Genomic DNA, 25,458 nt, shown 5'->3' on the forward strand with positions numbered 1-25,458 from the left:
TCCTCAGGCTGCTATGCGCAAAATAAATATAAATGAACAAAAATAATATAAATGTCTATATTTGCATTGGTTCCGAAAGTGCCGAGCGGTGACCGTTCGGCCTGCTGGCCGATTACAACAAGGAGAATGCCATGCTGATCGATGTACACGCCCACCTGCTGACAGAGGGTATGCTCAACCGCCACGAATTCTGGGGCCCCTTCATGAAGGTGCAGGGGTTGACTGTCGGCCATTTTTCCCTCGGCACCAAGCAGCCGGCCAAAGCCACGAGCGACGCTGAGGCGCAAGTCAACCTATTGGCACGCATGACCCACGCCAGTCGTCGCAAGCTGATGGCCGAGCGGGGTGTCGACAAGCTGGTGGTCTCCACGCCTTCGCATTGCTTCATGTATTGGGCTGGTGATTTTGCCAACGAGTACGCGCGTATCTGCAATGACGAGATGTCAGCGTTCTGCCGCGCCGACCCTGACCATTTCGACTTCTGGTGCCATGCTAATCTGGCCGACCCACGCAACGCCGCCAAGGAAATCGAGCGAGCGGTAACCCAATTGGGGGCCAAGGGTGTATGCGTAGGCGGTGCCAACTTCAACGGATTGCAAGCTCATGACGAGCAGTTGTTCCCAGTGTGGGAGAAGCTCACACAGCTGGATGTACCGATCATGGTGCATGGCTTCAACCAGTCGATCTACTGGGGCGAGAAACACACTGATGACAAGTTCGAAACGACCTCCATCGTGGGTGATTGCGTCGATGAGACCTTGTTTTTCTGGTACCTGATCTGTGGTGGAGCACTGGATGTCTTTCCAACCCTGAAGACCTATATCACCCATGCGGGGGGCATGGCGATCTTCCAGCTGGGCCGACTCAGCGAGCTCAACCAAGCGATGGCGCCTGATACGCGCAACCAGCGGCCGCTGCTGGACTATCTGCAGAACTTTTACTTCGATCTCGACGTGCACGCACCTGGTTTGCGTCGCGGTGTCGCTGAAGTGGTGGGCGCTGAACGCTTGCTGTACGGCACAAACTTTGGTGGGGCCTATGACCACGGTGACCTGACCGCCGGGCTGGGGTTATCGGTGGAGGACCGCGAGCGGATCCGCAGCGGCAACGCAATCGAACTGCTCAAACTGAAAGTGCCGGCCCACGCTGCGCGTGCCGTGACGCCATGACGGGCAGCCTGCTGGCGATGAGTGATGGGCGGCCTTATCCGCAACGTGTCGGGCGGCTGCCGCGGCAACTCGGCGCCATCAGCGCCGCCTGGCTGACGCAACTGCTGCAGCCGTGTTACCCCGGTATCGAGGTGCAGGCGTTGGTGGTGGTGGAGGTCCGCAATGGGCATACCACCAAGCTGCGCGCCAGGCTCGAGCTGAACGAGGTCGGTCAGCGCGCAGGGATACCGTCCCATGTCTGCCTGAAATCGAACTGGTCAGAAGGCTTCGAGAGCGGCGATATCTGCGAATTGGAGTCGCGTTTCTATCATCTGACCCGCGCGTGGTCCGGCGCGCCATTGCCTGCCACGTATTTCACTGATTGGGACGCCGATGGTGGTGGGCGCGGCGTAGTGGTAATGGAGGATCTTGGGCTGGCAGCCGGGAAGTTCGGCCACAGCACTGATCACCTGGGCGTGGATGGAGTCGCGCAGGGGCTGGAGTCTTTAGCCGCGTTGCATGCCGTGACCTGGGCCCACCCACGGCTGCACCGTCAGGTCTGGCTTCCGGTGTCGATGGCCAACCCGGTAGACAACGACGGCCTGCTGCGTATGTACAACTACATCAAGGTCAACCTGGGCAAGGATGACTACCGGCAGCGTCTACCTCGTTGGATCTATGAGACGCCAGAGCTCTTCAGCCATGCTTTCGATGAGTTGGCTGCCTTCGAGCGGGCACAGGTTTCGCCCTCTTGCTTGATCCATGGCGATTCGCACCAAGGGAACAGTTTTCAGCGTGACAATGGACAACGCATCTGGCTCGACTGGCAGTTGGCAAGACGCGGGCGGCCATGGCGCGATGTGGCGTACTTCATGCTCGGCGCGTTGACGATAGAAGAACGCCGCGCCGAGGGGCAACGGCTTCTGCAGGTGTACCGCGAAAAGTTGATCAGTCTGGGAGCGGCTGGTGTACTCGACCAGCACGCCGCCTGGGAGCAACTGCGGCGTTGGCCGGTGTGGGGCATGCAGACATGGATGTCGAACATGGATGACTGGGGGCAGTCAGGATTGCCGATGGTGGAGCGATTTTTTACCGCCGCCGAAGACTTCGACACGCTTCGCCTGCTGACACGAGGACGCAAGCCACGGCGTACTCCGGTGCTGGGCGAGGGCGCTCGTCCGCTGACGCCAGCCTATGCACACCTCTTGAAGGATTGAACATGGTCAAAACGCACGTGCATGGAGGTAAGCGAGGCTGAGTATGGCGGACTGGAGTACTACCTGGCGCGCTTGAGCGGTATAGATCGTTACGGCTTGGACGCGCTCCGCAATCGACTCCTAGTGGCTTAGGGCAGGGTACTTGCGGTGACCCGTACGGGTTGCCATTGGGCCAATGCAATTCCCAGCAGAATCAGTCCGCCGCCTACCGCGTGATACAGGTGCAATGGCTCACCGAGCAGCCCAATCGCCAAGGCTGCGGTGAAGAGAGGGACCAGATTCATCAGTGCCGCGGTTTTTTCCGGGCCCAGGCGTTGCAGGCCTTGCATCCACAGGCCCGGTGCCAACGCCGAAGCGAATAGACCAGCAAACAGAACCAGCGGCAGGCTCTGAGCGCTCAGGGCCATCGATGATGTAAGCAAAAATGGCGGTACCAGCATTAACGTGCCGCAGAGTATCTGTACATAAAGGCTTTCCCAGGTGGGCAGGGGGATTTGCCAGCGCTTCACCAGCACGCAATACAGGGCGTAGGACAGTGACGCCAGCAGCATCAGCCATTCACCCAGACCCACCCCGCGCTGCCAGAGCGATGGCAGGTGGCCCGCGGTCAGCAACCATGCCAACCCTGCGAATGAAACTGCCGTGCCTGTCAGTAACGGCAGGGTGGGGCGTGTGTTCAGCAGCGGGAAGGCTACCAGTACCGTCAGCAAGGGCATGGTCGCCAGGATCAATCCCATTGAGGTGGCACTGACCGTATGTGCAGCAAAGTAGGCCAGAGACTGATACAGCGACATGCCGAGCAATCCCAGTAGCCATAGTTTGGGCAGGTATGGCCGTATCCTCTGGCGCATTCTCCAGACCCTGGGCAGCATGACTGGTGACAACACCAGCAATGCGGTCAACCAGCGATAGAACGAAATGGCCGCGGGATCTATCACCCCCACCGACAGGCGATTGACCACGGTACTGGCAGCCCAGATCAGTGTGGCAAGCACTGGAAACAGCAGCTTCATTACGGGCGCTCTAGTGGCTGTCGGTGTTTCGAGCGGCCAGTGCCGCGGCAAAATCACGCTTGAGTGTCGGGAAGTAGGCAATCTGGCCACCCATGCCCCCGGCAATGTCTATCGAAGCCGCGCTGATGAAACAGGCGTATTCGCTGGAAAGGAACAACACCATGCCTGCAACATCTTCCGGTTTGCCATAACGGCCGATCGGCACCACCTTCATAACCATCGCATCGAACTCCTCACGGCTGACCCCGGGGCCCATCTCCTTGTAGTGGCGGTCCCACTGGCCAGTGTCGATCCAGCCCATGTTCAGGCTATTGACGAGAATATTGTCCTTGGCCAGCGACATGCCCAGCGAGCGCGAAAGCGCTACACATGATGCACGGTTGATCACCGAAGGGATCCCGTCGGGGGTCGGCACGGTGCCGGCCAGGGCATTGATCTCGATGATCCGCCCCCAGCGCTGTTGCCGCATGAACGGCACCACAGCCTGGACGAAGCGAAAATGCCCCATCTGCAACACATTGGCGTGTTCAAGGATGGCTTCCGGCGTGAGGGTCTCTAGGTTGCCCCCACGCCCCTGGCCCGCGTTATTTACCAAAATGTCCACGCCTCCCCAGGTCTGCACCACCTCACCGACGAAATGTTGAACACCCTGAGTGTCCGTGACATCCACGGCTCGGGCCAGTACCGCCTGCGCATGTTCCTGCAGTTGTGCTTCCGCTTCGCGGACGGCCGCCAAGCTACGTGCGCAGATGGCCACACGGGCACCTTCCAGTGCGAAGGCACGGGCTATCGCAAGGCCTATACCGCGTGAAGCACCAGTGACAATCACGCGTTTTCCGCTCAGATCGATGTTCATGCGGGGCAAGCTCCTTGTGATTCTTGTTGGATTGACGCAGGCACGTTGCGGGTGTCTTCAGTGGCTTGTTTACCGGAAAAAAGCCGGTTGAGCAAAACATAATTGAACAGTTAGCATTTTTGTGTGCAGTATTGACCATGCTTTTCTCCATGCCCTCTGACACCGGGGGCGATCAGCGGCAACAAAAAAATCGACTGAGATTCTAAATACAGAATTGAAATCTTTATATGGAATTATTTGTTTTTCTCGGTTAATTTGAAATCAAGCCATGGGCGCGCTTCACCGGTGAAACCTGCCGACAAGCTCACCCGAGCTGCTTAGGCAGGTGAGGTAGCAGTACGTCAGCACGGCTGTAGCCAGTACTTGGCCTTATACAAACGACTGAAAATAAAAATAAAAGGTGCCGTATGAAAGACATGACCAAGCAGGGAAGGCATGTGTTTAGCCGCAGCGCGATAGCGCTGGCAGTGCTCGGCGGGATGAGTGGAGCGCACGCTGTTTCGTTTGACCTGAGCAACCCTGACTACCGCCTGCGTTGGGACAATACCGTCCGCTACAACTTGGGCGTGCGCATGGAAGACCAAGACCACCGCATCATGCGGACCCCGACCTACGACGAGTCCGACAGCAAATTCGACAAAGGCGATATCGTTACAAATCGACTCGATGTGTTGAGCGAAGTGGATTTCTCCTACCTGAACGAATGGGGGGCACGCCTGAGTGCTGCTGGCTGGTACGACAATGCCTACCGTGACACCAAGGTCCACAGCCAGGTGGGTGGCCAGACCAGCTACGAAAATGGTCACTACAGCGATGAGGTCAAGCGCTATGTCAGAGGACCTTCTGGTGAAATCCTCGATGCGTTCGTGTGGAAAAACTTTCAGGTAGGCGATACACCGCTTAACGTCAAGATCGGTCGCCATACCAACTACTGGGGCGAGGGCCTGCTGTTCGGTGCACACTCAGTTTCCTACTCTCAGGCCCCGAGCGACGGTGTAAAAGCCGCTACCAGCCCGGGTATCGAGACAAAAGAAGTATTTCTGCCCATCGGCCAGATATCTGCCAAGGCCCAGGTCACTGATCATCTTTCCATCGCCGGCCAGTACTTCTATGAGTGGGACTACACCCGTATTCCCTACGGCGGGACCTACTTCGGCGGTGCAGACTTCCTGTTCGAAGGTCCGGATCAGATGCCAGCCGGTGCTGGGGCACTCAAGCGCGCCTCCTCCAAGTATGGTCGCGACAGTAATGCCAACTGGGGCGTGATGGCCAAATACAACGTTGAGGCGATCGAATCGACCTTCGGCTTCTACTACCGCCAGTTCGACGACTATCAGCCTTGGCTCGCACCGCAGGTCAAGGCGAACCTGGGTGAGTACCGCGTCGTGTACCCCCGCGGGGTCAAGCTTGCCGGTATCAGTTTTGCTCGTGTGTTCGATTCGGTGGCCGTGGGCACGGAGCTGTCATACCGCAAGAACGGCGCATTGAACGCCACTGGTGTCAGCACGCTGGATGACGAGGGGCCGCGTGGTGACACCATCCACTTTATCGCTAACGCCGTGTATGGCATGCCACGCAACTTCATTGCCAATAACGCGACCTTGGTTGGCGAGTTTGCCTACAGTCACCTGGTCAAGGTGACCGAGCATGACGAGTTGTTCAAGTACAAGGGCAATGCCGCCTGTACGGACGCCCGTACACCCGGTGTCGCCGGCTCCGGCGACGCGTCCGATGGTTGCTCGACGCGCGACTACTACGCGGTGGCAGTCAACTACACGCCGCAATACCTGAGCATCTTCCCATCTTGGGACATGGACGTACCTCTGACCATCAACTATGGCATTCATGGTAACGCTGCCTCGGCTGGTGGCGGCAGTGAAGGTGCGATGTCCTGGTCGGCTGGTGTGAAGTTCACCTATCAGCAACAGTATGAATTCGGCCTACGTTACGCCGATACCCGCGCCCAACCCAAGAACCTGGCAAATGGCACCGTCGGCGGCAATGGCGGCGTTGGTAACACAGACCGGGGCTGGTTGGCATTCACATTCAAAACCTCCTTCTGAACAAATCCAATAAAAACGGAGACTGCCCGAATGAAAAGACAATTGGCCTTGTCCCTGGCGCTGTTCGGCATCGCTACCTGCAGCGTGGCCGCGGTCAGCCCGGAGGAAGCGGCGCAGCTAGGTAAAACCCTGACCCTTTTCGGTGCGATCAAAGAGGGAAATGCAGAGGGCACGATCCCTGCCTACGATGGCGGGTTGCGTACTGCACCGCCAGATTTCAAACCAGACAGCGGGTTCTGGGCCGATCCATTCCGCAATGAGAAACCCTTGTTCCGCATCACTTCGCAGAATATGGCCCAATACGCTGACAAGCTCAGTGAAGGACAAAAGGAAATCCTCAAGAAATACCCGGAGTACTACTTCGATATCTATCCGAGCCACCGCACCACGGCATATCCAAAGGAGGTGTTGGATGCCACGGTACGCAACGCCACCACTTGTAACACACAGAGAGACGGGCTGGCAGTCGACCCGGCCTGCCGTGGAGGGTTGCCATTCCCGATTCCGAAGACTGGCAACGAGGTTATCTGGAACCAGCAACTGCGATACAAGATCGGCCCCGGGTACTCCACCACCAGCTCCTCTAATAGCTGGGTGATGGATGCGAATGGTCAGCGGACCAAGGCTGCCGAGCAAGCCACGTTCGAAGAGCAGCCCTACTATCAGCCTACGCAGGCCGACCGCGATCCAATGATGTATGCCCGTGTGTATTCACTGAACAACTATCCGGCACGCCGTTCGGGTGAAGTCACCGTACTCAACGATTATCTGGACCCTGCGGCCAAAGCGCGTCGAGCCTTCAGTTATTCGCCTGGCCAGCGGCGGGTGAAGCTGGCGCCGGAGTTTGCTTTCGATACGCCAGTCGCTAGCCAAGGCGGGGTTACGCTGTTCGATGAGCTGCAAATGTTCTCGGGCAGTCAGGACCGTTTCGATTACAAGCTGGTGGGCCGAAAGGAGATGTTCATTCCTTACAACGCCTACAAGTTCTACTTCGAGTGCAACCAGGACGAGCAATTCCTTAAGCACCATGCCAATCCGGCGTGCGAGCGTTGGGAGTTGCACCGTGTATGGGTTGTCGAGGCCACGCTCAAGCCGGGCAAGCGACACGTCTACAGCAAGCGAACTTATTACCTAGACGAGGACACCTTTGGGATTGGGCTGTACGACGCCTGGGACCAAAGCGGTGCCTTGTATCGCGCGATCTTCCTCAGTGGTGTGCAGTTGTACGACAAAAACTTGCCGTACAACGTGAAAAACGTCGTGTATGACTTCAACAAAGGCATGTGGGCGCTGCTCAACGACGGGTTGAAGGGCGGCTACAAGTTCGTCGATACACCACGAACCGAACGGGACATGAACCCCGAGGCAATTGTCGCTCGGGAGACCCAGCGCTAAGCCCTCCGGGCTGGTTGTGAGCTGCGCGCGTGCAAAGTGGTTCGCAGTTGAAAACGTTGTTCCTGAGCCCGGCAATGAGTGGCGCTTGTTGTCGGGTAGCAGGGCGACTCTGGCATGGTGAGGATAAAAACAATGATTAGCCAAGGCCTAGCAAGACCTAATTCTTTGAGTGTGCACTTGTTGAGTGCGGCTCTGATTCCTTTGTGGCTGGCCATGATGGGGACAACCCAGGCTGGCACGCCCACCATTGATCCGCTTGAAATGCAGGCGCCGACACTCGCACAGCCGCTGACCGCACCGTTGATCAGCGTGGCCCGCGCCGGCGACGTGCTGGTCGGTGTCGGCCTGCACGGCCTGATTCAACGCTCCCACGACAATGGCACCAGCTGGGAGCAAGTCCCCAGTCCGGTGTCCAGTGACTTCGTTCAAGTGCGCTTCAGCGATGCGCGAAACGGCTGGATTGTCGGCCACGACTCAGTGGTGTTGCACAGCAGTGACGGCGGCGCCACATGGGTCGTGCAGATGGATGGGCGCAAGTTGTTCAGCCTGCTTGGCAGTGTCTATGGCCGGCGGGCCGAACAGGGCGACCAGGAAGCCGGCGATCTGGTCCAGGAGGTAAACCGCGCGGTGGCTACGTCCGCGACACCCGCTGTGATACCGGCGCCCTTGCTGGACGTGTTATTCGACGCCAGCGGTCGCGGCTTCGTCGTAGGTGCCTTTGGCATGATCCTTCGAAGTGAGGATGCCGGCAGCACCTGGCAACCCTGGCTCGAGCGCGCAGACAACCCACGCAGAATGCATTTGTATGGACTGGCGGAGCGCAATGGCACGTTCTACATCAGCGGAGAACAGGGTGTATTGCTGCGCCTTGAGCCTGGCCAACAGCGCTTTGAAAAAATCGAGACGCCCTACACCGGCACCTATTTTGGCATCGCCGCCTTTGAAAACCTGCTGCTGGCCTACGGGCTGCGCGGCAATTTGTTCGCAAGTGTTGATGATGGCCAGCAGTGGCAGCAGATAGAAACCGGGATCGACACCAGCCTGGTCAGCATTGTGGAGCAAGGACCGGCGCTAGTGATGGTGAGCCAGGGCGGGCAACTGGTCAGTCTGGATCTCCACAGTCTCAAGGTCACTCCGCTGGTACAAACGCGCGTGGGCGAGGTGTATGCAGCAAGCGACACGAAGCAGGCCGGGCGGCTAGTGGTGGCACGCTTTGCCGGTGCCAAGGTCATCGATATCGCCCGGGCTAACTGACGCCGTCGGCACGATTCCCTAACGAGAAAGAAAACATGGTCGAGCAAAAATTCAACAGCGGGATGCCAGTGATCACCCACCTGGAGGACTTCGATAAAAGCTCCGGCGGCTGGTTTGAGCGGGTGATCTTCCGTAACCGCATGTTGGTCATCGTTGCCTGCCTGCTCGCCACCGTGGTGCTGGGCTTCTTCGCTGCACAGCTGCAGGTGAACGCCAGCTTTGAAAAGATGATTCCAAGCTCCAGCCCGTACATCAAGAACTACCTGGCTTACAAGAACCAGTTGCCGGGCCTGGGGAACAGCGTTCGTGTGGTGGTCGAGAACAAGACGGGCGATATCTACGACGCCGACTATCTGCTGGCCCTGCAGAAGGTCAACGACATGTTGTACCTGATTCCTGGCGTAGACCGCTCATGGATGAAGTCGTTGTGGATGCCCATCGTACGCTGGAAGGAGGTCACGGAGGAGGGCATCGATGGCGGGGCGGTGATGCCATCGGACTACGACGGCAGCGAACAATCCATCCAGGCCTTGCGTCGTAACATCACACGCGCCGGCATCATCGGCAATCTGGTGGCCAACGACAGCAAGTCGAGCATGCTAGTGGCACCGCTGCTCGATACCAACCCGCAAACCGGCGAGCCGCTGGACTACGGCGTGTTCTCCAAACAGCTCGAAGAGAAGATTCGCGCGTTAGAGAGCGACAAGATCGGCATCCACATCGTTGGCTTCAGCAAGCTGGTGGGCGACCTGATCGATGGTCTGTATTCGGTCATGCTGTTCTTTGGTGCCTCGGTAGTGATTGCAGGGGTGTTCGTGTACTTCTACACCCGTTGCCTGCGCAGTACGCTGCTGCTGGTAGGCGTAGCGGTGGCTGGCGTGGTCTGGCTGCTGGGGCTGATGCAACTGCTGGGTTACGATCTGGACCCTTACTCGATTCTGGTGCCGTTCCTGATCTTCGCCATTGGCATCTCCCATGGCACCCAGAAAATGAACGGCATTCTCCAGGACATCGGCCGCGGTACACACAAGTACGTGGCGGCGCGTTACACGTTCCGTCGCCTGTTCCTGACCGGGCTTACCGCGCTGTTGACCAATATCGTCGGTTTTGCAGTGCTGGTCATCATCGACATCCCAGTGATCCGCGATCTGGCCCTGACCACGAGCATCGGTGTGGCGGTACTCATCTTCACCAAGTTGCTGTTGATTCCGGTGGCGTTGTCGTACCTGGGCGTGAGTGCCAAAGCCGCGCGCATCGCAATCGCCAAGGACCAGGCGGGGGAGGCCGGACAAGGTATTTTGGGGCGTGTTTGGCGTGGCCTGGACCGTTTTACGGAGCGCCCGATGGCCACCGCGATCATTGCTTTGTCGCTGGTGGTGACACTGCTGGGCAGCATGGTGATGATGCACCTGAAGGTGGGCGACCTGGATCCAGGGGCTCCCGAGCTGCGCCCGGACTCGCGCTACAACCGCGACAATGCCTTCATTACCCAGAATTACGGGCTCTCCAGTGACCAGTTCGTGGTCATCATGAAAACCGACGAAGACAGTTGCAGGCTTTACCAGGCTTTGCAACGCATGGACAAGTTGGCCTGGCAGCTTAACCGGACTCCGGGGGTGCAGACCACCCAGTCTCTGGCCGAAACCGTGCGCATGATCAGTTCGGGTATGGCCGAGGGCAGCCCGAAATGGCTCAGTATCAGTCGCGACCAGGCCATTACCAACGCGGCGGTGGATGCGGCAATGATTTCCGCCCCTGGAATCACCAATCAGCAGTGTTCGGTTACCCCAATGATTGCCTACCTGGCCGATCACAAGGCAGACACCTTGAGCCGGGTTCTGAAAGTATCGGAAGCGTTCGCCAAGGAAAACAACACCAGTGCGGACGCCGATAACCCAGTGGAGTTCCTGCTGGCAGCGGGCAATGCCGGCATCGAGGCCGCAACCAACATCGAGGTCGAGAAGGGCATCATCACCATGTACCTGGCGGTGTACGGCGCAACGGCGCTGCTGTGCCTGCTGACGTTCCGCAGCTGGCGCGCGACGGTGGTTGCGCTGATCCCTCTGCTGATGACCACGATCATCTGCAAGGCGCTGATGGTGTGGTTGGGCATCGGCCTGAAGGTCGCGACGTTGCCGGTCATTGCGGTGGGCGTCGGTGTCGGCGTGGACTATGCGCTGTACCTACTCAGCGTACAGCTGGCGGTGCAAGAGCGCGGCGCCAGCCTGGCAGTCGCCTACCGTCGTTCGCTGGACTTCACCGGCCGCGTGGTCGCGCTGGTCGGCCTGACCATGGCGGCCGGGGTGATTACCTGGGCCTGGTCACCCATCAAGTTCCAAGCCGACATGGGCATCCTGCTGACCTTCATGTTCCTGTGGAACATGCTCGGGGCGCTGGTCCTGATCCCGGCACTGTCACATTACCTGCTCAACCCCAGACGCAACGCCAAGGCCGGGACCACCCTGGATCTTGACGAGGCCCGCGTGCAGCAGCGCCCCGACAAGCCTGCAAGCGTGGCCAAACGCCATGCATTGCCCGCGCCCACCGTACGCGGCGTGCCCGCTGACTGAAAAGGCCGGGTATAGGCCTTGCCAACCCCTTTGAGGAGAGAGAAATGTTCGAATTACTGATGAGTGCCGACATGATGGTGCCGGACCCGGACGCCATGACGGAAATACTGGTCGACAAGCTCGGTATCTACAAGCATGAACGCTGGCGCCAGGCGTTCGACAATCACCCGTACATTGCGCACTTTCTGCGGGTGCACAAGTCTCTGGCAGTGTCTCCCACGCGCATTGAGCCGCAGTGGCACCTGGATCGCCCCAATCCGGGCGACCCGCTGTTCCATGAGTTCCTGGAGAGTCTAAAGGACTACCAGGGCCGCCATCGGCCCATGCTGACCCACTCCATCGTGCTGGCGCTGCATGGTGACAAGTTCGATGCGCTGGTGGACAAGCTGATGCGCCGTCGCCTGCCTTTTCGCATGGCGCAGCGTACCCCGGAAATGCCATTCGATCGTCTATGGCTCGGTGCGACCCCCGAGAAGCCCTGTTACCAGCCGTCCGTGGATGGGGGCCTGTGCATCGAGATCATGCCGACCGAGCCATTGCAGATGCCGGCCGAAACCTACCAACTGCCGCCGGTCAAGCCGCGAGATCTCAAGCCCGGCGACATGGTGCGCGTGACCGCCCGTGGGTTCCTGGTGCGAGACCTGGATGAAACTCTGCGCAAGATTTCCACCAACCTGGACTGGGAACCGAGCGGGCCGGTAGAGCATATCGCCGGTGAAGGATATCGCCGTGCACGCATGGGGTTCAGCGTGCCCAACAGCGCCACCCTCGATGTACTGGAGGCCACTTATTGGAACACTGATGCCGGCCATTACCTCAACAACTGGGGGCCGGGCCCTTACTACATCCGCATCGGCGTCAACGACTTGGCCGCCAAGGCCGAGGACCTGCGCGCCCGCGGCACCCGTTTTGAGTGGGTTGAGTCATCGCAGGCGGTGGACGGCCGGGCGCTGATCAAGGTCGACCCGCAAGAGCTCAATGGTCAGGTGTTCGAGTTTGAGGAGTGCCCTGCATGAGCACAGCGCTGAGCGAGCAGGTGATCAACGAGGCGGTGCGCGTGGAGTGTGACGCACGGGTCGGCTGGGTGGTACTGACTCGCCCCAACCAGATCAACGCCATCAATGACGCGATTCGTCAGGGGGTACCGCAGGCGCTGACCCTGCTGCAGCAAGATCCCGAGATTCGCGTGATCGTGATTCGTGGTGAAGGCGAGCGCGGCTTCTGCGCCGGCGCCGACATCAAGGAACGCCGTGGCCCTGAATCCAGCCTTCAGGTTCGCCAGCGCATGGAAAAGGTGCGCTGGATCGAAGCTCTGGACGGTATCGCCAAGCCGGTGATCGCGGCCATCCACGGCTACTGCATGGGCGGCGGGCTGGAGCTGGCGTTGGCCTGCGACATTCGCTTCGCGGCGCCCAATGCGGTGTTTGCGCTGCCGGAAACCGGCCTGGGGCTGATCCCCGGTGGCGGCGGCACGCAACGTCTGTCGCGTGTGGTCGCACCGGGCCAGGCACTGGACATGCTGCTTTCTGGTGATCGCATGAATGCAGCACAAGCGCAGCGCATCGGGCTGGTAAGTCGGGTGGCCAGCGACAACCACGGCCTGCTGGAGGAGGTCACGACCTTTGCCCGGCGTATCGCCGCCAAGCCGCCCACCGCATCGGCCTTCGTCAAGCAGGCGGCCCGTGCCGCGCTGGAGTTGGACCTCAAGAGCGGACTGAACCTGGAGCTCGACTTGTTCGCGCTGCTGGCACCTACCCACGACGCGCGCGAGGCTGCCCAGGCCTTTAGCGAACGGCGTGAGCCGCGTTTCACCGGCGAGTGACGGGCTCACTTACAACAAGGAAATCCACATGAGTACAGGCAAGCTGGCAGGACGGGTGGCCATCATCACGGGCGCCGGTGGCGGGTTGGGGGCAGAATGCGCCCGCGTGCTCGCCTCCCATGGTGCGAGCATCGCCGTGGTCGACATCAACCTGGACGGGGCCACGACGGTTGCCCAATCGTTGCTCGACGAAGGGCACCAGGCGTTGGCGATTCGCACCGACGTGTCGTCGGAGGCCGACGTCCAGGCGATGGTTGCCCAGGTCAGGCAGCGGTTTGGTCGTATCGACGTACTGCACAACAATGCGGCAATCCTCAATGCTGAGCAGCGCCAGGCAGACCGCGATTTCGTCAATCTCGACATGGCGGCCTGGGACCGCGCCATCGCCGTTAACCTGCGCGGCGCGGTGTTGTGCACCAAGCACGTGATCCCGGCCATGCTGGAACTGGGCAAGGGCTCGATCATTTTCGCCACCTCGGGGCTCGGTATGCAGGGTGACATGTCCCTGACCGGATACGCTACCTCCAAGGCCGGCCTGATGATGTTACCGCGCATGGTGGCCTCGCAGTACGGCAAGCAGGGCATTCGCGGCAATGCCGTACAGATCGGTTTGGCGCCCTCCGAACACGCCATGCCGCCGGCGTTGCTAGACATCCTGCGCGACAACCACTGTACCGCCGAACTAGGCACCCCGCGCCAGATCGCCGATGTCGTGGCGTTCCTGGCGAGCGACGAGTCGTCCTTCGTTACCGGCAGCACACTGGTGGCCGATGGCGGGTTCAGTACCCACACCCCTTCATTGGTGGCCATGCGCTCGCTATTCGCGCAGATGGGCAGAACTGGCATGTGACCCCCGCGGCGACGCGTACCTGCGTCGCCGCAGCTGACCTTCGACTTGGAAGCATGTGATGAACCAGACGCAATCCGCAGTAAACCCTGATTTTGATGTGATCGTGGTCGGCGGGGGCACCAATGGCCTATCTGCTGGCTGCTACCTGGGCATGGAGGGCAAGAAAGTGCTGGTGCTCGAAGCCCTGGACAAGGTGGGTGGCATGGCCTCCTCGGGCTACCTGATACCTGAGGCGCCGCAGCACTTGGTTCACCCCTGCGCGCTGGACATGATGTCGATGCGCGTGCACGCCCACGTGCCGGCGGAGCTTGGCCTGGAGCAACACGGCTTCAAATCTGTGGAACTGGCGCCGGGGTATGTGTATCTGCACCCGGACGGCCAATCGCTGATCTTCTGGCGTGACCGCGAGCGTACCGCTGCCGAGATCCGCCGCTTCAGCACCCGCGACGCCGACGCGTTTCTTGAATTCATGAAGGTCATCGACCTGTTCCTGGAGATCGCGCTGCCGATGATGCGGGTCGATCCGGCCAAGGCCAACCTGGGGGTCAAGCTGCGGATGGTCGCCACAGCAATCAGGCATAGGGCCCTGAAGCCCGAACTGATGGCGCTGATGACTGGGTCGGCTCTGCAGGCGGCGCGCGAACGATTCGAGCATCCGATCACCCGCTCGGCGATGTGCGCGCTTACCGGGCTTGCGGGCGACATCACAGCCGACGGCGGTGGCATCTACTACGCCCTGCTAGGGTTCCTGCACCGCTTCGGTGTGGGGCGGGTGATGGGCGGCATGCAGCAGTTGAGCAATGCCATGCGGGCCCGCCTGGAGGCGTTGGGCGGCCAGGTGCTGGTGTCGGCCAGCGTCAGTGAAATCGTGGCCAGTGACGGCGTGGTCAAAGGCGTGAAATTGGCCGATGGCCGTACCTTCTCTGCCCGCGCCGTGATTGCCGGCTGCCACCCCCGGCCGGCGCTGGAGATGGTCACTGCCGGTCAGCTTCCCAAGCATCTGCTGACCCGCATCGCCATGGCCCCGGCCAACGCCAAGGGCTCGGGCCCGTTGAAGGTGGATGTGGCCCTGCGCGGGCAGATTTCGCTGCCACGCTTCGAGGCGGTGCGCGGCGATGGTGTCGACTTGCGCAACACCTGTCTGCTGATCGGCACCGAAGAGGCCGTGCTGGAGAACTTTGCCGCCTGTGCGCGGGGCGAAGTGCCGACCTTGCCTTACATCACCATGGCCGTACCCAGCGCCGCCGACCCGTCACAGGCGCCTGCGGGCCAGGACGTGCTGTACATCTACCCACCGGTGATGCCGGTCAACCCGAATGAAGGGTGGGATGCCCTGCGTGAGCGAGTGGCTGATCAGGTGATCGAGCAGTTGTACGCCTATGTCGACGGTATCGAGGGGCAAATCATCGGCCGACGCATCGAGGCTGCCCCGGACTTCACCGCGCGCCTGAATACCGTGAACGGTTGCGTGGTGCATATCGATACCACTTCGATGCGCTCCAGCACCATGCGCCCGGCGCACGGCCTGGGTGGCGATACGCTGCCGGTGGCGGGGTTGTACTTGGGCAGTGCGGGCATCCATCCTGGGGGCGGGGTCAATGGCATGGCAGGCCGGCTGGCGGCCAGGCGGGTCAGCCGCTACCTGAGCAAGTCGCGGCGCTGAAACGCGCCCCGTCTACAGGGGCCGCAGGCAGACGAAACCGGCAGCCGTCAGACGCTGCCGGTTTTCTTTTCTGCGCCCAGAGACAGGCTCGCAATGACGAAGTCGGCCGAGTACTGGCGCCAGGTGATCATGCCTTCGGCAGAGTCGGTATCCAGGCCGGCGAGGGTCGACATCGAATAGCGGTTGGTGAACCAGCCCGTGGTCACCAGCGAGGCACAGGCCAGTAGCAGGCGTGGGTTGATGTCGGCGCGAAAATCCCCGCTGGCGGCGCCCCTGCGCAGGATGGCGTCGAGCTTGGCAATCAGTGCCGGCGCCATTTCTTGGAAATGATTACGAGGTGTTTCGTGGGCGTCGTGATAGCGAATGCCCTCCAGCGCCAGGCTGCCGAGGAAGGGGTCGAGCCGGTACTGGTCGAAGAAGTGATTGAGGACGGCACGCAGCGCCACAGGCGGTGGCAGTTGCTCGACCTCCAGGTTCACCAGCTCGGACATGATGTGGCTCGACGACTCGTCCAGTACCGCTACGAACAGGCCTTCCTTGGAACCGTAGTAGTGGTAGACCAGCTGTTTGGTGACGCCGGCCTCCCGAGCTATTTCTTCCACCCGTGCCCCAGCCAGGCCTTTCTTGGCGAACTCCACACGTGCAGCCGCGAGCAGCCGTTTCATCGTGCTGCGCTTGCCCTGTTCGACACCGTCTGTTGCTTTGACTACCACCCTGGACTCCTCATGCCGGTGTTGGCCCTTGTTGTTCACACCTTGAAGCATTTACCCGGCTGCCTTCGTTTGACCCCGAGTCAAACGAATCGGAGCCGCCCCTCACAGACAAGGGCATACCATAGGTTGGCAGGCGATACATCCTACGTAAAGCGCAGAAATATCGGTGCGCAGGCAAGAATAAAAACAACACAGGAGATCCTGATGAGCAACGAAAGTGCAGCCCTGGACCTGGCAACGGCGTACAACGCCGTGTCGGAAATGTACCGCGGTACCGATCTGGACATTCACGCGGTGTGCCGCGAGCAACGATTGAAATCACCCATCTACGAAGGCGATTTCATCACCCAGTTCGGCGTGCCGACCAATGCGGGCACTCAGCAGGGCACGCGCCCGACCTTCGCGTTGTTCAAGTACCAGGACGTGATGAGCGTGCTGCGCGACGGCGCCACCTACACCAACGGTTTCATCGCTGAGGGCCTTGGTGCGTTTTTTGATGGACTGATCATCCTGGCTATGGACGGTGACGAGCACCGCAAGGTGCGCGCCTTGTTGCAACCGGCGTTCATGCCCGAAACGGTCAACAAGTGGCGTCCGCAGATCGACCAGGTGATCCGCGAGGAATATATCCATCCGATGCTGCCGGCGAAAAAGGCCGACCTGATGAAGTTCGGCCTGGAGCTGCCGATTCGCATCATGTACGCACTGATGGGGTTCCCCTCCGACGACCCGTCCAAATACAAGCAGTACGCGGCCTGGGCACTGGCCATCGTGGGGGGCAACCAGATCGACCCGAGCAAGATGGTCGAGGCGCGCCGCCAGGCCGGGATCGCGGTTAAAGGGCTATACGACGCGCTGGCCGAAGTGGTGGTGCAACGCCGTCAGGCGGGCAGCCAGGGCGACGACGTGGTGGGCCGCCTACTGCGCGCCGAATACGAGGGGCGCACGCTGAACGACCATGAGGTCATCACCTTTACTCGCTCGTTGCTGCCGGCGGCAGGTGAAACCACCACGCGCATGTTCGGCTCGGTCATGACCCTGCTGCTGACCACGCCGGGCCTGCTGGAGCGGGTCAAGGCCGACCGCAGCCTGATTGCCAAGCTGATGGACGAAACCACGCGCTTCGAGCCGGTGGCCACCTTCAAGGTGCGCGAGACGGCCAAGGACGTCGAATTCCATGGCGTAAAAATCCCCAAGGGTTCGTTCGTGCAGTGCATGGTGGTGTCGGCCAACCGCGACGAAGACGCCTTCGAAAACCCTGACGTGTTCGACATCGACCGCAAGCCCAAGCCTTCCTTCGGCTTCGGTTTCGGTCCGCACATGTGTATCGGCCAGTTTGTCGCCAAGGTCGAGATCAGTTGCGCGGTCAACGCCATCCTCGACCTGTTGCCCAACCTGCGCCTGGACCCCAGCCAACCGCTGCCGATGATTAGCGGCGCGCAGCTGCGCGGCGTATCCAGGTTGCCAGTGATCTGGGACTGAGCCTACCTCGGATACCACATTCAGCTTTACGGCCTTACAAAAACAACAGAGGGCACTATGAGAACGTTCAAGACCATTCCAGAGCGCGGCGACTTCGGCTTCCAGCAACTGGTGGGCCCGCACAAGGTAAGCGGCGCCTCGATGTCGGCCGAGCGCGGTTTTTTCGGCCTGCACCTGAGCAAGAGCTCACCCTTCGGATCGGTGCGCGATGAGCAAGGCAACATCTATTCCTTCGTTCGCTCGCTGATGGCCCCCAACGGCACGCCGAACCCGACCAAGTTCTTTTACCTGAACAACCATGTCGACAAGGTCAACCTGCGCATGGACCACGAGAAGATGGCCAAACAGGCGCTAACGCCCATGCCCGTGCACAGCCTCGACGGTGATACCGCGCGCTGGGCCAGCCAACCGGGGGAACCGGGCAATGCCTGGGAAATCACTGCCAGCAGCGAACGCCTGACCTGGAAGGAGGAGGGCCTGTTCGCTATCGAGGGTCGCCTGCTCGGGCCGGGTTTGCAATGGTACTTGCCGGGCGTGGAGTGGGGTACGTTCTATGTTTCGCAGTTGTGGGATGTGGCGGGCGTATGCGAGGGTCGGCCGGTCAAAGGTGCGCTGGCGCTGGACCAGTTCTACATGGCTGAAGGCGGCGCCATCCATTTCAAGAAAGACCTGGTGGTGAACAACAACAAGCACGTGATCTGGTGGTCGTTCGTCACCGTGTACAAGGACGGCACCTGGGATACCGGCTCGTTCATGGTCGGCCACGACCATCTCGGCTATGCCTTCTTCAACAATGAAAAAGGCGAAGTGCGGGTGACCACCGACATCGAAGGCCAGACCGAGCACAAGGACGGTAGCTACTTCCTGAAGTCGGCGCGGATCGTGCTGGAAGGCAAGGAAGAATGGGAGTTCCTGCCGGACGAGCGGGGCGAGATGATCGATTTTGTCGGCGGCTTCCCGATCACTGCCCAGCAGGAAGGGCGCTGGCGTCGGGTAGGCGATACCCGTGAGCCGTCGCACTGGCTGGGCTGGGGTGAATCTGACCGGCGCAACGGTTCGGCGCGTAATGTGCCTGGCAAGGATCTGTAACGCTGCACTGTGCGCCTGCCTCGGTGGGCAGGCGTATGCATAAAGCAAAACCCTCAACCAATAACAACAACGGGGAACCGCGATGAAGTTTCGCGACAAAGTAGTACTGGTAACCGGTGCGGGTCGTGGCATGGGTCGGGCGATTGCACTGGCCTACGCGCGCGAAGGGGCGCGGGTGGTGGTCTCGGCACGTACTGCGCGCTACGGTGAAGACACCGTCGAGCAGATCCGCGCACTGGGCGCCCAGGCATGCCTGGTGGGCGGCGACATTGCCGACCGCGATGCCATCAGGTCGATGGTCGAGGGCGGCGTGGCGCAGTTCGGCGGCCTGGATATCGTGGTGCACTGTGCCGCCGACACCCGTCACGGGTTGATCGCCGAGATGCCGGACGACGCGTTCGATCACATCGTGCGCAGCAATATCCAGTCGCTGTTCTGGCTGGCCAAGGACAGCGCGCCGTACCTGTCCAAGGCCCCCGACAAGGGCCGGCTGATCTTTATCTCCTCCGGTGAAGCCAACCGCAAATACACCCCGCGGCTGATCGCCTATGGTTCCAGCAAAGCTTTCATGAATGCCTTCGCCCGTGGGCTGGCGGTGGAATTCGGCGCCATGAACATTCTGGTTAACGTGGTCGAGCCCGGCCTTATTGGCACTGATCACATGCTCGAAACCCTGGGCGAGGAGCTGCCCCACAAGCTGGCGGCGCATTTTCCGGTCGGGCGTCTGGGCGAGTCTGCCGACATTGCCAATGCGGTGCTGTTCCTGACCTCCAACGAGGCGTCGTATATCACTGGCACCTCGTTGCTGGTGGACGGGGGCGCCACCATGGTGGCGTTGCCCAAGGTCGAAGAAATCCTCAAGGGCCAGTAACGCGCCGCGCTGCTACGGGAGTGAAAGTGCATGACTACAGACACACGTGAGCGCCAACGCGCTGGCAACGATTTTTCCGAATTCAGGCGCGGCTGGCGCGTGGTGCTGTTGGGGCTGTTCGGCATCTGCACCAGCATCACCGCCGCCTTGCTGTATGCGTTCGGCACCCTGGTGATTCCGCTGGAACAGGCCTTCGGCTGGAGCCGGGGCGACTTGCAGGCCTCGATTTCCTTTCTGTTCGCCGGGGTGGCCATCTCCACCCAGATGGTCGGTTGGCTGTATCGGCGCTACGGCCTGCGTCGGGTCGCCATCGTCTCGATCATGCTGCAGATCGTCGGCTACTTCGCCATCACCCAGATCCAGGGGGCAATCGCCTGGTTGTACCTGGCGTTCTTCAGCATGCCGATCGTCTGTGCCGGTACCATCGCCATCACCTGGACGCAGCTGGTCAACCTGTGGTTCGAGCGTAACCGGGGGCTGGCCCTGGCGGTGATCCTGTGCGGCACCGGTCTGATGGCGATGATCCTGCCTCCGTTATTGTCCCGGCTGATAGGTGCCTATGGCTGGCAGGCCGGTTTCATTGCCCTGGGGGCGATGCCGCTGCTGTTCACGCTGCCGCTGGCGTTGATGTGGTTGCGCATGCCGGTCGAGGTCGCCGCGGCCGACCCTTTGACGGCGCAGCCGCAACCGTCGTTGTCGGGCATGAGCTTCAGACAGGCGCTGCGCTCGGGCAAGTACTGGGGTTTCAATATCGCGTTGATCCTATCAGTGTCATTGACAGTGGGCATGGTCACCAACATTGTGCCGATGCTGCAAAGCAAGGGCCTGAGCGCGCAGCAGGCCAGCCAGATCTTCAGTACGTTCGGCATTTCGATCATTGGCGGGCGCCTGCTGGTGGGGTACCTGCTGGACCGCTACTCGCCGTCGCTGGTGGCGGCGGTGAGCCTTGCGTTACCGGCACTGGGGTGCGCAATCTTCTTTTTTGGCGGCTCGCAGCACGTACCGCTGTTGATGCTGGCGACCCTGTGCATCGGTGCCAGTGCCGGCGCCGAGTTTGACCTGGCGGCGTTTCTGATGGCGCGCTACTTCGGCCTGAAGGACTACGCGCGCATCTTTGGCCTGCACCTGTGCCTGATCACCATCGTGTCCGGCCTGGTGCCGATGCTTTTCGGCCACCTGTTCGATGTGTACGGCAGCTATTCGGCAGTACTGGTGAGCTGCTTCTTCTGCGCCATCATCGGCCCGATCATTCTGCTGTGGCTGAGAATGGAACCGGCATTTCAAGCGCTGCAGCGTCAGCTCAAACAACAAACTGCCTAGGGACGACCCTTACATGACAATGGACAAACACGTGATCGAAGACTTTCTGCACGGCCAGGTCGACTGCTGGAACCGCGGCGACAAGGAAGGCTTTTTTGCCCACTACCGCAGCGTGTCACCCAATGGCTTGAGTATCGAGTATGTTGGCAAGCCGCAGCATGACGCTTGGCAGGTGCTGGAGGGCATGTGGGCGCAACAGCAACCCAAAGTTCGGGTCGAGGTACGCCAGTGCATCATCAATGGCAATGAAGTGGCGTGCCACCACTTGAACGCTTTTCGCGAGCAGGACGGTGGCATAGAGACGATCGAGCTGTACCGGTTCGAAGGGGGGCGGTTGTCCGTGCGTTACTTCATCAACCAGTAGAACCATCGGTAGAACAGGAGAGCTCGCGCCAGGCTTCTATCTGAGCGAGCATTCCGGTGAGCTTGACGCTGATCTGGCCGTAGGCGTCGGAACCGGCCAGGTAGCGCAATGGTGGCTGGTCGGTGTTGGCCAGGCGCACCAGGGCTTCGCCCAGCTTCGCCGGGTTGCCGCCCTGTTGATGATTGCCGGCAGCCGACGCAGCCTTGACCTTGGCCGTGAACGCGGCGTAGTCCTGCAACCCGCGTTCACCGAACATTGCGGAGCTGGCATCGAGAAAGTCGGTGCGAAACACCCCGGGTTCCACCAGCGTGACCTTGATGCCGAACTGCGCTACCTCCTGGGCCAGGGATTCGGAGAACCCCTCCACCGCGAATTTGGAGGCGCAGTATAGTGCGGCGCCTCCCATGCCTAACACGCCGGCCATGGACGACACATTGAACAGGTGGCCGCTACGTTGTGCGCGCATCACCGGCAGCACGGCGCGGCACACGTTGAACACACCGAACACATTGGTGGCGAACTGCTTTTCGGCATCGCTCGGCAGGTTGTCCTCGAAGGGTGCCAGTTGGCCATACCCGGCGTTGTTGACCAGCACGTCGATTCGACCGAAGCGGGCCACTGCCTGCTCCACGGCGGCCAATGCCTGCGCTTGATTGCTGACTTCGAGGGGCACCGCCAGCACCCGGTCGCCGTACTCGGCAAACATGCCTTGCAGGTGCGCCAGGCGCCGGCCACTGACCACCACGCAGTCACCGTCCGCCAATGCCGCCCTGGCAATGGCGGCGCCCAACCCGCGGCCCGCACCGGTAACAAACCAGACCTTGTTCATTGCATCGCTCCATCAGGTTGCGCAAACGCCGCGCTGGGCCCTTGGGGGTACAGTGCGGCGAGATGTGGGTGAGGGCTGTCAGTCGCGGTTAGCCGCTTCCCAAGTCTTGAGGTCGAAACCTTCGGCTGCTGCTTGAGCCGCCGTCAGCCTGGGTGCGCGGGCGAGAATCTTGCGCGCGGCCATGTGGTCGCCCAGGCGGTTGCAAGACTCCACAGCCACCAAGCGCTCATTGCGAAAGCACAGCACCGAAAGTTGCCGGTCATGGGCAGAACCGAGCACAACCGTGCTGTCGTAGCCGCTGGACAGCCCGGCGATCTGCAGCTTTAGGTCGCCTTGATCGGTCCAGAACCAGGGTAGGGCGGCATAGGGCGAGGGCTTACCCATCAGGCGCGCGGCCACGGTACGCGCCTGGTCGATGGCGTTCTGCACCGACTCGAGTCGGGTGTGCTGCTCTTCGTTCTGTACACATGGAAAGCTGGCCACATCACCGAGTGCGGAAATCTGTGGGTCAGAGGTGAGTAGGTGGGCATCCACCTTGATGCCGTTCTCGATGTCCAGGCCGGCCTCGGTGGCCAGTTGCGTATTGGGGATAACGCCGATGCCGAATACCACCAGGTCAGCCGGCAGGGTGCGGCCATCTGCGGTTTGCACGCCGCACACCTTGCCGTTGTCGTCGAGAATGCGGGCAAGGCCTTGGCGGAAATCGAAGTGCACGCCCCACTGCTCATGCGCCTGGCGAAACAACTCGGACATTTCCCGCGACACCGCACGCGCCATGGGGCGCTCGCCCAGCTCCAGCACATGCACCTGCGCACCCTGGGCGGCGGCTACCGCGGCAAACTCGAGGCCGATAAAGCCTGCGCCGACCACCACCACGTTGCGCGCCTGCCTGGCCAGCGGCGCCAGGGCGTCGGCATCGGCCTTGGTCTTGATGCCGAACACCTGAGGCAGCTCCGCGCCAGGCACTGGCAGCGGGCGGTTGTGCGCGCCGGTCGCCAGTATCAGGTGGTCATAGCTCAGGGCGGTGCCGGAAGCCAGCACCACGCGGCGGTTGAGCCGGTCGATGGCGGTGGCCGGGTCGTGCAGCAGCTCGATGCGCTGGGTGGCGTAGAACTCGGCCGGGCGGAATAGCAGGTTGTTTTCCTGGATCTTGCCGAGCAGGTAGGCCTTGGACAGTGGTGGGCGTTGGTAGGGCAGGCCGGGTTCATTGCCGATCAGGGTGATACGGCCTTCATAGCCTTCCTGGCGCAGCGATGCGGCCACTTGGAATCCGGCTTGGCCGGCACCGACGATAACGACTGAGGCGAGGGTCATGAGTACTCCTTGCAACGCATTCAGAATTGCGAAGAGGGCAGGTGCAGTACCATGCCTTCCATGTCTTCACTGATAATCAGTTGGCAGCTCAGGCGGCTGTTGTCACGACGCTCGAAGGCGTACTCGAGCATGTCACTCTCCATGCTTTCCGGTGCCTGCACCTTGTGCAGCCACGCTTCGTCTACGTAGGTGTGGCATGTGGCGCAGCTGCAGGCGCCGCCGCAATCGGCGGGCAGGCCCGGCACGCTAGCGAACGTGGCGGCCTGCATGACCGACTGGCCGACTTCGCCGTTGACCTGATGGTGGGTGCCGTTATGTTCGATAAAGGTCAGTGTGGGCATGTTCTGCTCCGTTTCTTGTGGGCTCAGGAGTGGCTGGGCAAGGGCTGCGCGTCGAAGCGCGGCACTCGTCCAAGGGTCAGTAGCAACAGCGGGCCGACCACGCAACATGCGGCGCTGTACACCAGCATGGCGGTGTATGAGCCGGTACGTGCGAGTAGGAAGGCGAACAGCAGCGGCGCCAAGGCCGATGCCACGGTATTGAGGCCCTGGTGCACACCGAATAACCGGCCGTATTCACGCAGGCCGAAGTAGCGCGCAATCAGGAACGCGGCGATATCAAACTCTGCCCCGGCGCCGAACCCGACCAGCACGGCTGCCAGCATCAGGGGCATGAACTCGGTGGTGCCACTCAGGTATACCAGGCAGCCGACAGCGGGCAGCAGCAGGCTGCACGCTGAGACCACCGGCGGCCACAGGCGGTCGAGCAGATAGCCGATGACCATACGCCCCAGGATCAGCGAAATACCGAAGCCGCTGAAAATGGTGGCCGCATCTGCCGCCGATAGCCCCTTGGCTTGGAGCATCGGCACCGTGCTGGTGACCATGCCGACAATCGACGAAATTACCAGGCCCAGCGCCAGGTTGCAGGTCCAGAATTTCAGCGAGCACATGCCTTCGCGAAAGCTCATGCCCGGCAATTGCTCCAGGGCGTCCTGCCGGGTGGTATCGGCGGCCTTGGGCAGCTTGAACCACAGCAGGATCAGCGGCAGCAGCACCAGCAGGTTGAGCAGCGCAAGGATCACGAAGGCCGCACGCCAGTCCCACTGCTCTATGCCCCACGTCATCAGCCGGGGAACGGTGGCGGCGGTGACGCCGGTACCTGACAGGCCAATGGCCAGCGCCAGGCCGCGATTTCGGTCGTACCAAAGGCTGATCAGTTGGGTCCAGGTCACGGCCAGTGCGCCCATGCCCACGATCGGCAGCAGCGCAAAGGCCAGGTACATCGACCAGATCGAAGAGCTGACCTGGGTGGTGGCCAGGTAGCCGACCGACAGCAGCAACAGGGACACCACGGTGACGCGCCTCATGCCAAAGCGCAGGTTGAACCAGCCCACTAGTTGCAGCGACACCACCGCGCCGCCAAACAGGAAGGTGATGCACGCCTGCAATTCGCTTTTGCCCCAGCCAAAGGCATCGCCCAGCGGTACCACTAGCGTGCCAAAACCGTACAGAAGCGCGGCATTGATGCTGATGGCCACGCCGGCAACTGACAGAAGCAGGATTCTCCAGCTGTGCCGGAACTCGTGCAGGTCGATGGCCGCCTGGTTTTTCGAAGGGTTCATG

The 25,458-nt window shown here is 61.0% G+C and carries 22 protein-coding genes; 15 read left to right on the plus strand and 7 right to left on the minus strand.

Going from position 1 to position 25,458, the window contains the following annotated elements; genetic code table 11:
- The first annotated feature begins 131 nt into the window (after window positions 1-131).
- On the plus strand, window positions 132-1,169 hold the full coding sequence (locus ACOKS3_RS10150; RefSeq protein ID WP_075045774.1) for an amidohydrolase family protein: 1,038 nt from the start codon (window positions 132-134) through the stop codon (window positions 1,167-1,169).
- Window positions 1,166-2,365: a phosphotransferase family protein gene (locus ACOKS3_RS10155; protein WP_103469844.1), complete on the plus strand. Its 1,200-nt coding sequence runs from the start codon at window positions 1,166-1,168 to the stop codon at window positions 2,363-2,365. Before ACOKS3_RS10150 ends, ACOKS3_RS10155 begins: the two co-directional genes overlap by 4 nt.
- A gap of 128 nt (window positions 2,366-2,493) precedes the next feature.
- Here the strand turns inward: ACOKS3_RS10155 and ACOKS3_RS10160 are convergent, their stop codons facing one another.
- Complete coding sequence (locus ACOKS3_RS10160; protein ID WP_046785892.1) at window positions 2,494-3,378, minus strand: DMT family transporter; 885 nt, start codon at window positions 3,376-3,378, stop codon at window positions 2,494-2,496.
- Between the two features lie 10 nt (window positions 3,379-3,388).
- Window positions 3,389-4,234 (minus strand): SDR family oxidoreductase, encoded by an 846-nt coding sequence (locus ACOKS3_RS10165; protein ID WP_075045772.1) that lies wholly within the window; start codon window positions 4,232-4,234, stop codon window positions 3,389-3,391.
- 407 nt (window positions 4,235-4,641) lie between these two features.
- Between ACOKS3_RS10165 and ACOKS3_RS10170 the strand changes: the two genes are divergently transcribed.
- The 8 genes from ACOKS3_RS10170 (at window position 4,642) to ACOKS3_RS10205 (ending at window position 15,851) form a co-directional block, all read left to right on the plus strand.
- Entirely contained in the window at window positions 4,642-6,297 is a 1,656-nt protein-coding gene (locus ACOKS3_RS10170; protein ID WP_046785894.1) for a DUF1302 domain-containing protein, read from the plus strand.
- Window positions 6,298-6,327: 30 nt separating this feature from the next.
- Complete coding sequence (locus ACOKS3_RS10175) at window positions 6,328-7,692, plus strand: DUF1329 domain-containing protein (protein ID WP_046785895.1); 1,365 nt, start codon at window positions 6,328-6,330, stop codon at window positions 7,690-7,692.
- Window positions 7,693-7,806: 114 nt separating this feature from the next.
- Window positions 7,807-8,946 carry a WD40/YVTN/BNR-like repeat-containing protein gene (locus tag ACOKS3_RS10180; protein WP_463581481.1) on the plus strand — a complete coding sequence of 380 codons (1,140 nt, stop codon included), beginning with the start codon at window positions 7,807-7,809 and terminating at the stop codon, window positions 8,944-8,946.
- 35 nt (window positions 8,947-8,981) lie between these two features.
- Complete coding sequence (locus ACOKS3_RS10185) at window positions 8,982-11,516, plus strand: efflux RND transporter permease subunit (protein WP_075045770.1); 2,535 nt, start codon at window positions 8,982-8,984, stop codon at window positions 11,514-11,516.
- A 44-nt stretch (window positions 11,517-11,560) separates the two neighbouring features.
- Window positions 11,561-12,532 (plus strand): VOC family protein, encoded by a 972-nt coding sequence (locus ACOKS3_RS10190; protein WP_046785898.1) that lies wholly within the window; start codon window positions 11,561-11,563, stop codon window positions 12,530-12,532.
- A complete protein-coding gene (locus tag ACOKS3_RS10195) occupies window positions 12,529-13,338 on the plus strand; it encodes an enoyl-CoA hydratase/isomerase family protein (RefSeq protein WP_046785899.1) in 810 nt (269 codons plus the stop codon). Before ACOKS3_RS10190 ends, ACOKS3_RS10195 begins: the two co-directional genes overlap by 4 nt.
- A 28-nt stretch (window positions 13,339-13,366) precedes the next feature.
- Window positions 13,367-14,188 carry an SDR family NAD(P)-dependent oxidoreductase gene (locus ACOKS3_RS10200; protein ID WP_046785900.1) on the plus strand — a complete coding sequence of 274 codons (822 nt, stop codon included), beginning with the start codon at window positions 13,367-13,369 and terminating at the stop codon, window positions 14,186-14,188.
- Between the two features lie 58 nt (window positions 14,189-14,246).
- A complete protein-coding gene (locus ACOKS3_RS10205; RefSeq protein ID WP_075045769.1) occupies window positions 14,247-15,851 on the plus strand; it encodes a phytoene desaturase family protein in 1,605 nt (534 codons plus the stop codon).
- Between the two features lie 47 nt (window positions 15,852-15,898).
- Here the strand turns inward: ACOKS3_RS10205 and ACOKS3_RS10210 are convergent, their stop codons facing one another.
- Window positions 15,899-16,564, minus strand: a complete 666-nt coding sequence (locus tag ACOKS3_RS10210; RefSeq protein WP_075047015.1) for a TetR/AcrR family transcriptional regulator — start codon at window positions 16,562-16,564, stop codon at window positions 15,899-15,901.
- Between the two features lie 204 nt (window positions 16,565-16,768).
- On the opposite strand from ACOKS3_RS10210, the gene ACOKS3_RS10215 reads away from it, so the two are divergent.
- The 5 genes from ACOKS3_RS10215 (at window position 16,769) to ACOKS3_RS10235 (ending at window position 21,690) form a co-directional block, all read left to right on the plus strand.
- Window positions 16,769-18,046, plus strand: a complete 1,278-nt coding sequence (locus ACOKS3_RS10215; protein WP_169774697.1) for a cytochrome P450 — start codon at window positions 16,769-16,771, stop codon at window positions 18,044-18,046.
- Between the two features lie 57 nt (window positions 18,047-18,103).
- Entirely contained in the window at window positions 18,104-19,135 is a 1,032-nt protein-coding gene (locus ACOKS3_RS10220) for a hypothetical protein (protein ID WP_041505808.1), read from the plus strand.
- A gap of 82 nt (window positions 19,136-19,217) precedes the next feature.
- Window positions 19,218-20,006 carry an SDR family NAD(P)-dependent oxidoreductase gene (locus tag ACOKS3_RS10225; protein ID WP_054573042.1) on the plus strand — a complete coding sequence of 263 codons (789 nt, stop codon included), beginning with the start codon at window positions 19,218-19,220 and terminating at the stop codon, window positions 20,004-20,006.
- Between the two features lie 30 nt (window positions 20,007-20,036).
- Entirely contained in the window at window positions 20,037-21,326 is a 1,290-nt protein-coding gene (locus ACOKS3_RS10230; RefSeq protein WP_046785903.1) for an MFS transporter, read from the plus strand.
- Between the two features lie 13 nt (window positions 21,327-21,339).
- The gene (locus ACOKS3_RS10235) at window positions 21,340-21,690 is read left to right on the plus strand and encodes a nuclear transport factor 2 family protein (RefSeq protein WP_046785904.1); all 351 of its coding nucleotides are present in this window, start codon (window positions 21,340-21,342) and stop codon (window positions 21,688-21,690) included.
- Here the strand turns inward: ACOKS3_RS10235 and ACOKS3_RS10240 are convergent.
- The 4 genes from ACOKS3_RS10240 to ACOKS3_RS10255 all read right to left on the minus strand — a co-directional run bounded on the left by ACOKS3_RS10240 (window position 21,680) and on the right by ACOKS3_RS10255 (window position 25,457).
- Window positions 21,680-22,519 (minus strand): SDR family NAD(P)-dependent oxidoreductase, encoded by an 840-nt coding sequence (locus ACOKS3_RS10240; RefSeq protein ID WP_054573044.1) that lies wholly within the window; start codon window positions 22,517-22,519, stop codon window positions 21,680-21,682. The two genes, ACOKS3_RS10235 and ACOKS3_RS10240, sit on opposite strands and share 11 nt — an antisense overlap.
- 78 nt (window positions 22,520-22,597) lie before the next feature.
- Entirely contained in the window at window positions 22,598-23,833 is a 1,236-nt protein-coding gene (locus tag ACOKS3_RS10245) for an NAD(P)/FAD-dependent oxidoreductase (protein WP_046785906.1), read from the minus strand.
- A gap of 20 nt (window positions 23,834-23,853) precedes the next feature.
- Window positions 23,854-24,174 carry a 2Fe-2S iron-sulfur cluster-binding protein gene (locus ACOKS3_RS10250; protein WP_046785907.1) on the minus strand — a complete coding sequence of 107 codons (321 nt, stop codon included), beginning with the start codon at window positions 24,172-24,174 and terminating at the stop codon, window positions 23,854-23,856.
- Between the two features lie 23 nt (window positions 24,175-24,197).
- The gene (locus tag ACOKS3_RS10255) at window positions 24,198-25,457 is read right to left on the minus strand and encodes an MFS transporter (protein ID WP_075045768.1); all 1,260 of its coding nucleotides are present in this window, start codon (window positions 25,455-25,457) and stop codon (window positions 24,198-24,200) included.
- Window position 25,458: the final 1 nt, after the last annotated feature.

Origin of the sequence: Pseudomonas sp. HS6-2 (assembly GCF_049325675.2) — a bacterium.
Taxonomy (GTDB): Bacteria; Pseudomonadota; Gammaproteobacteria; order Pseudomonadales; family Pseudomonadaceae; genus Aquipseudomonas; species Aquipseudomonas putida_N.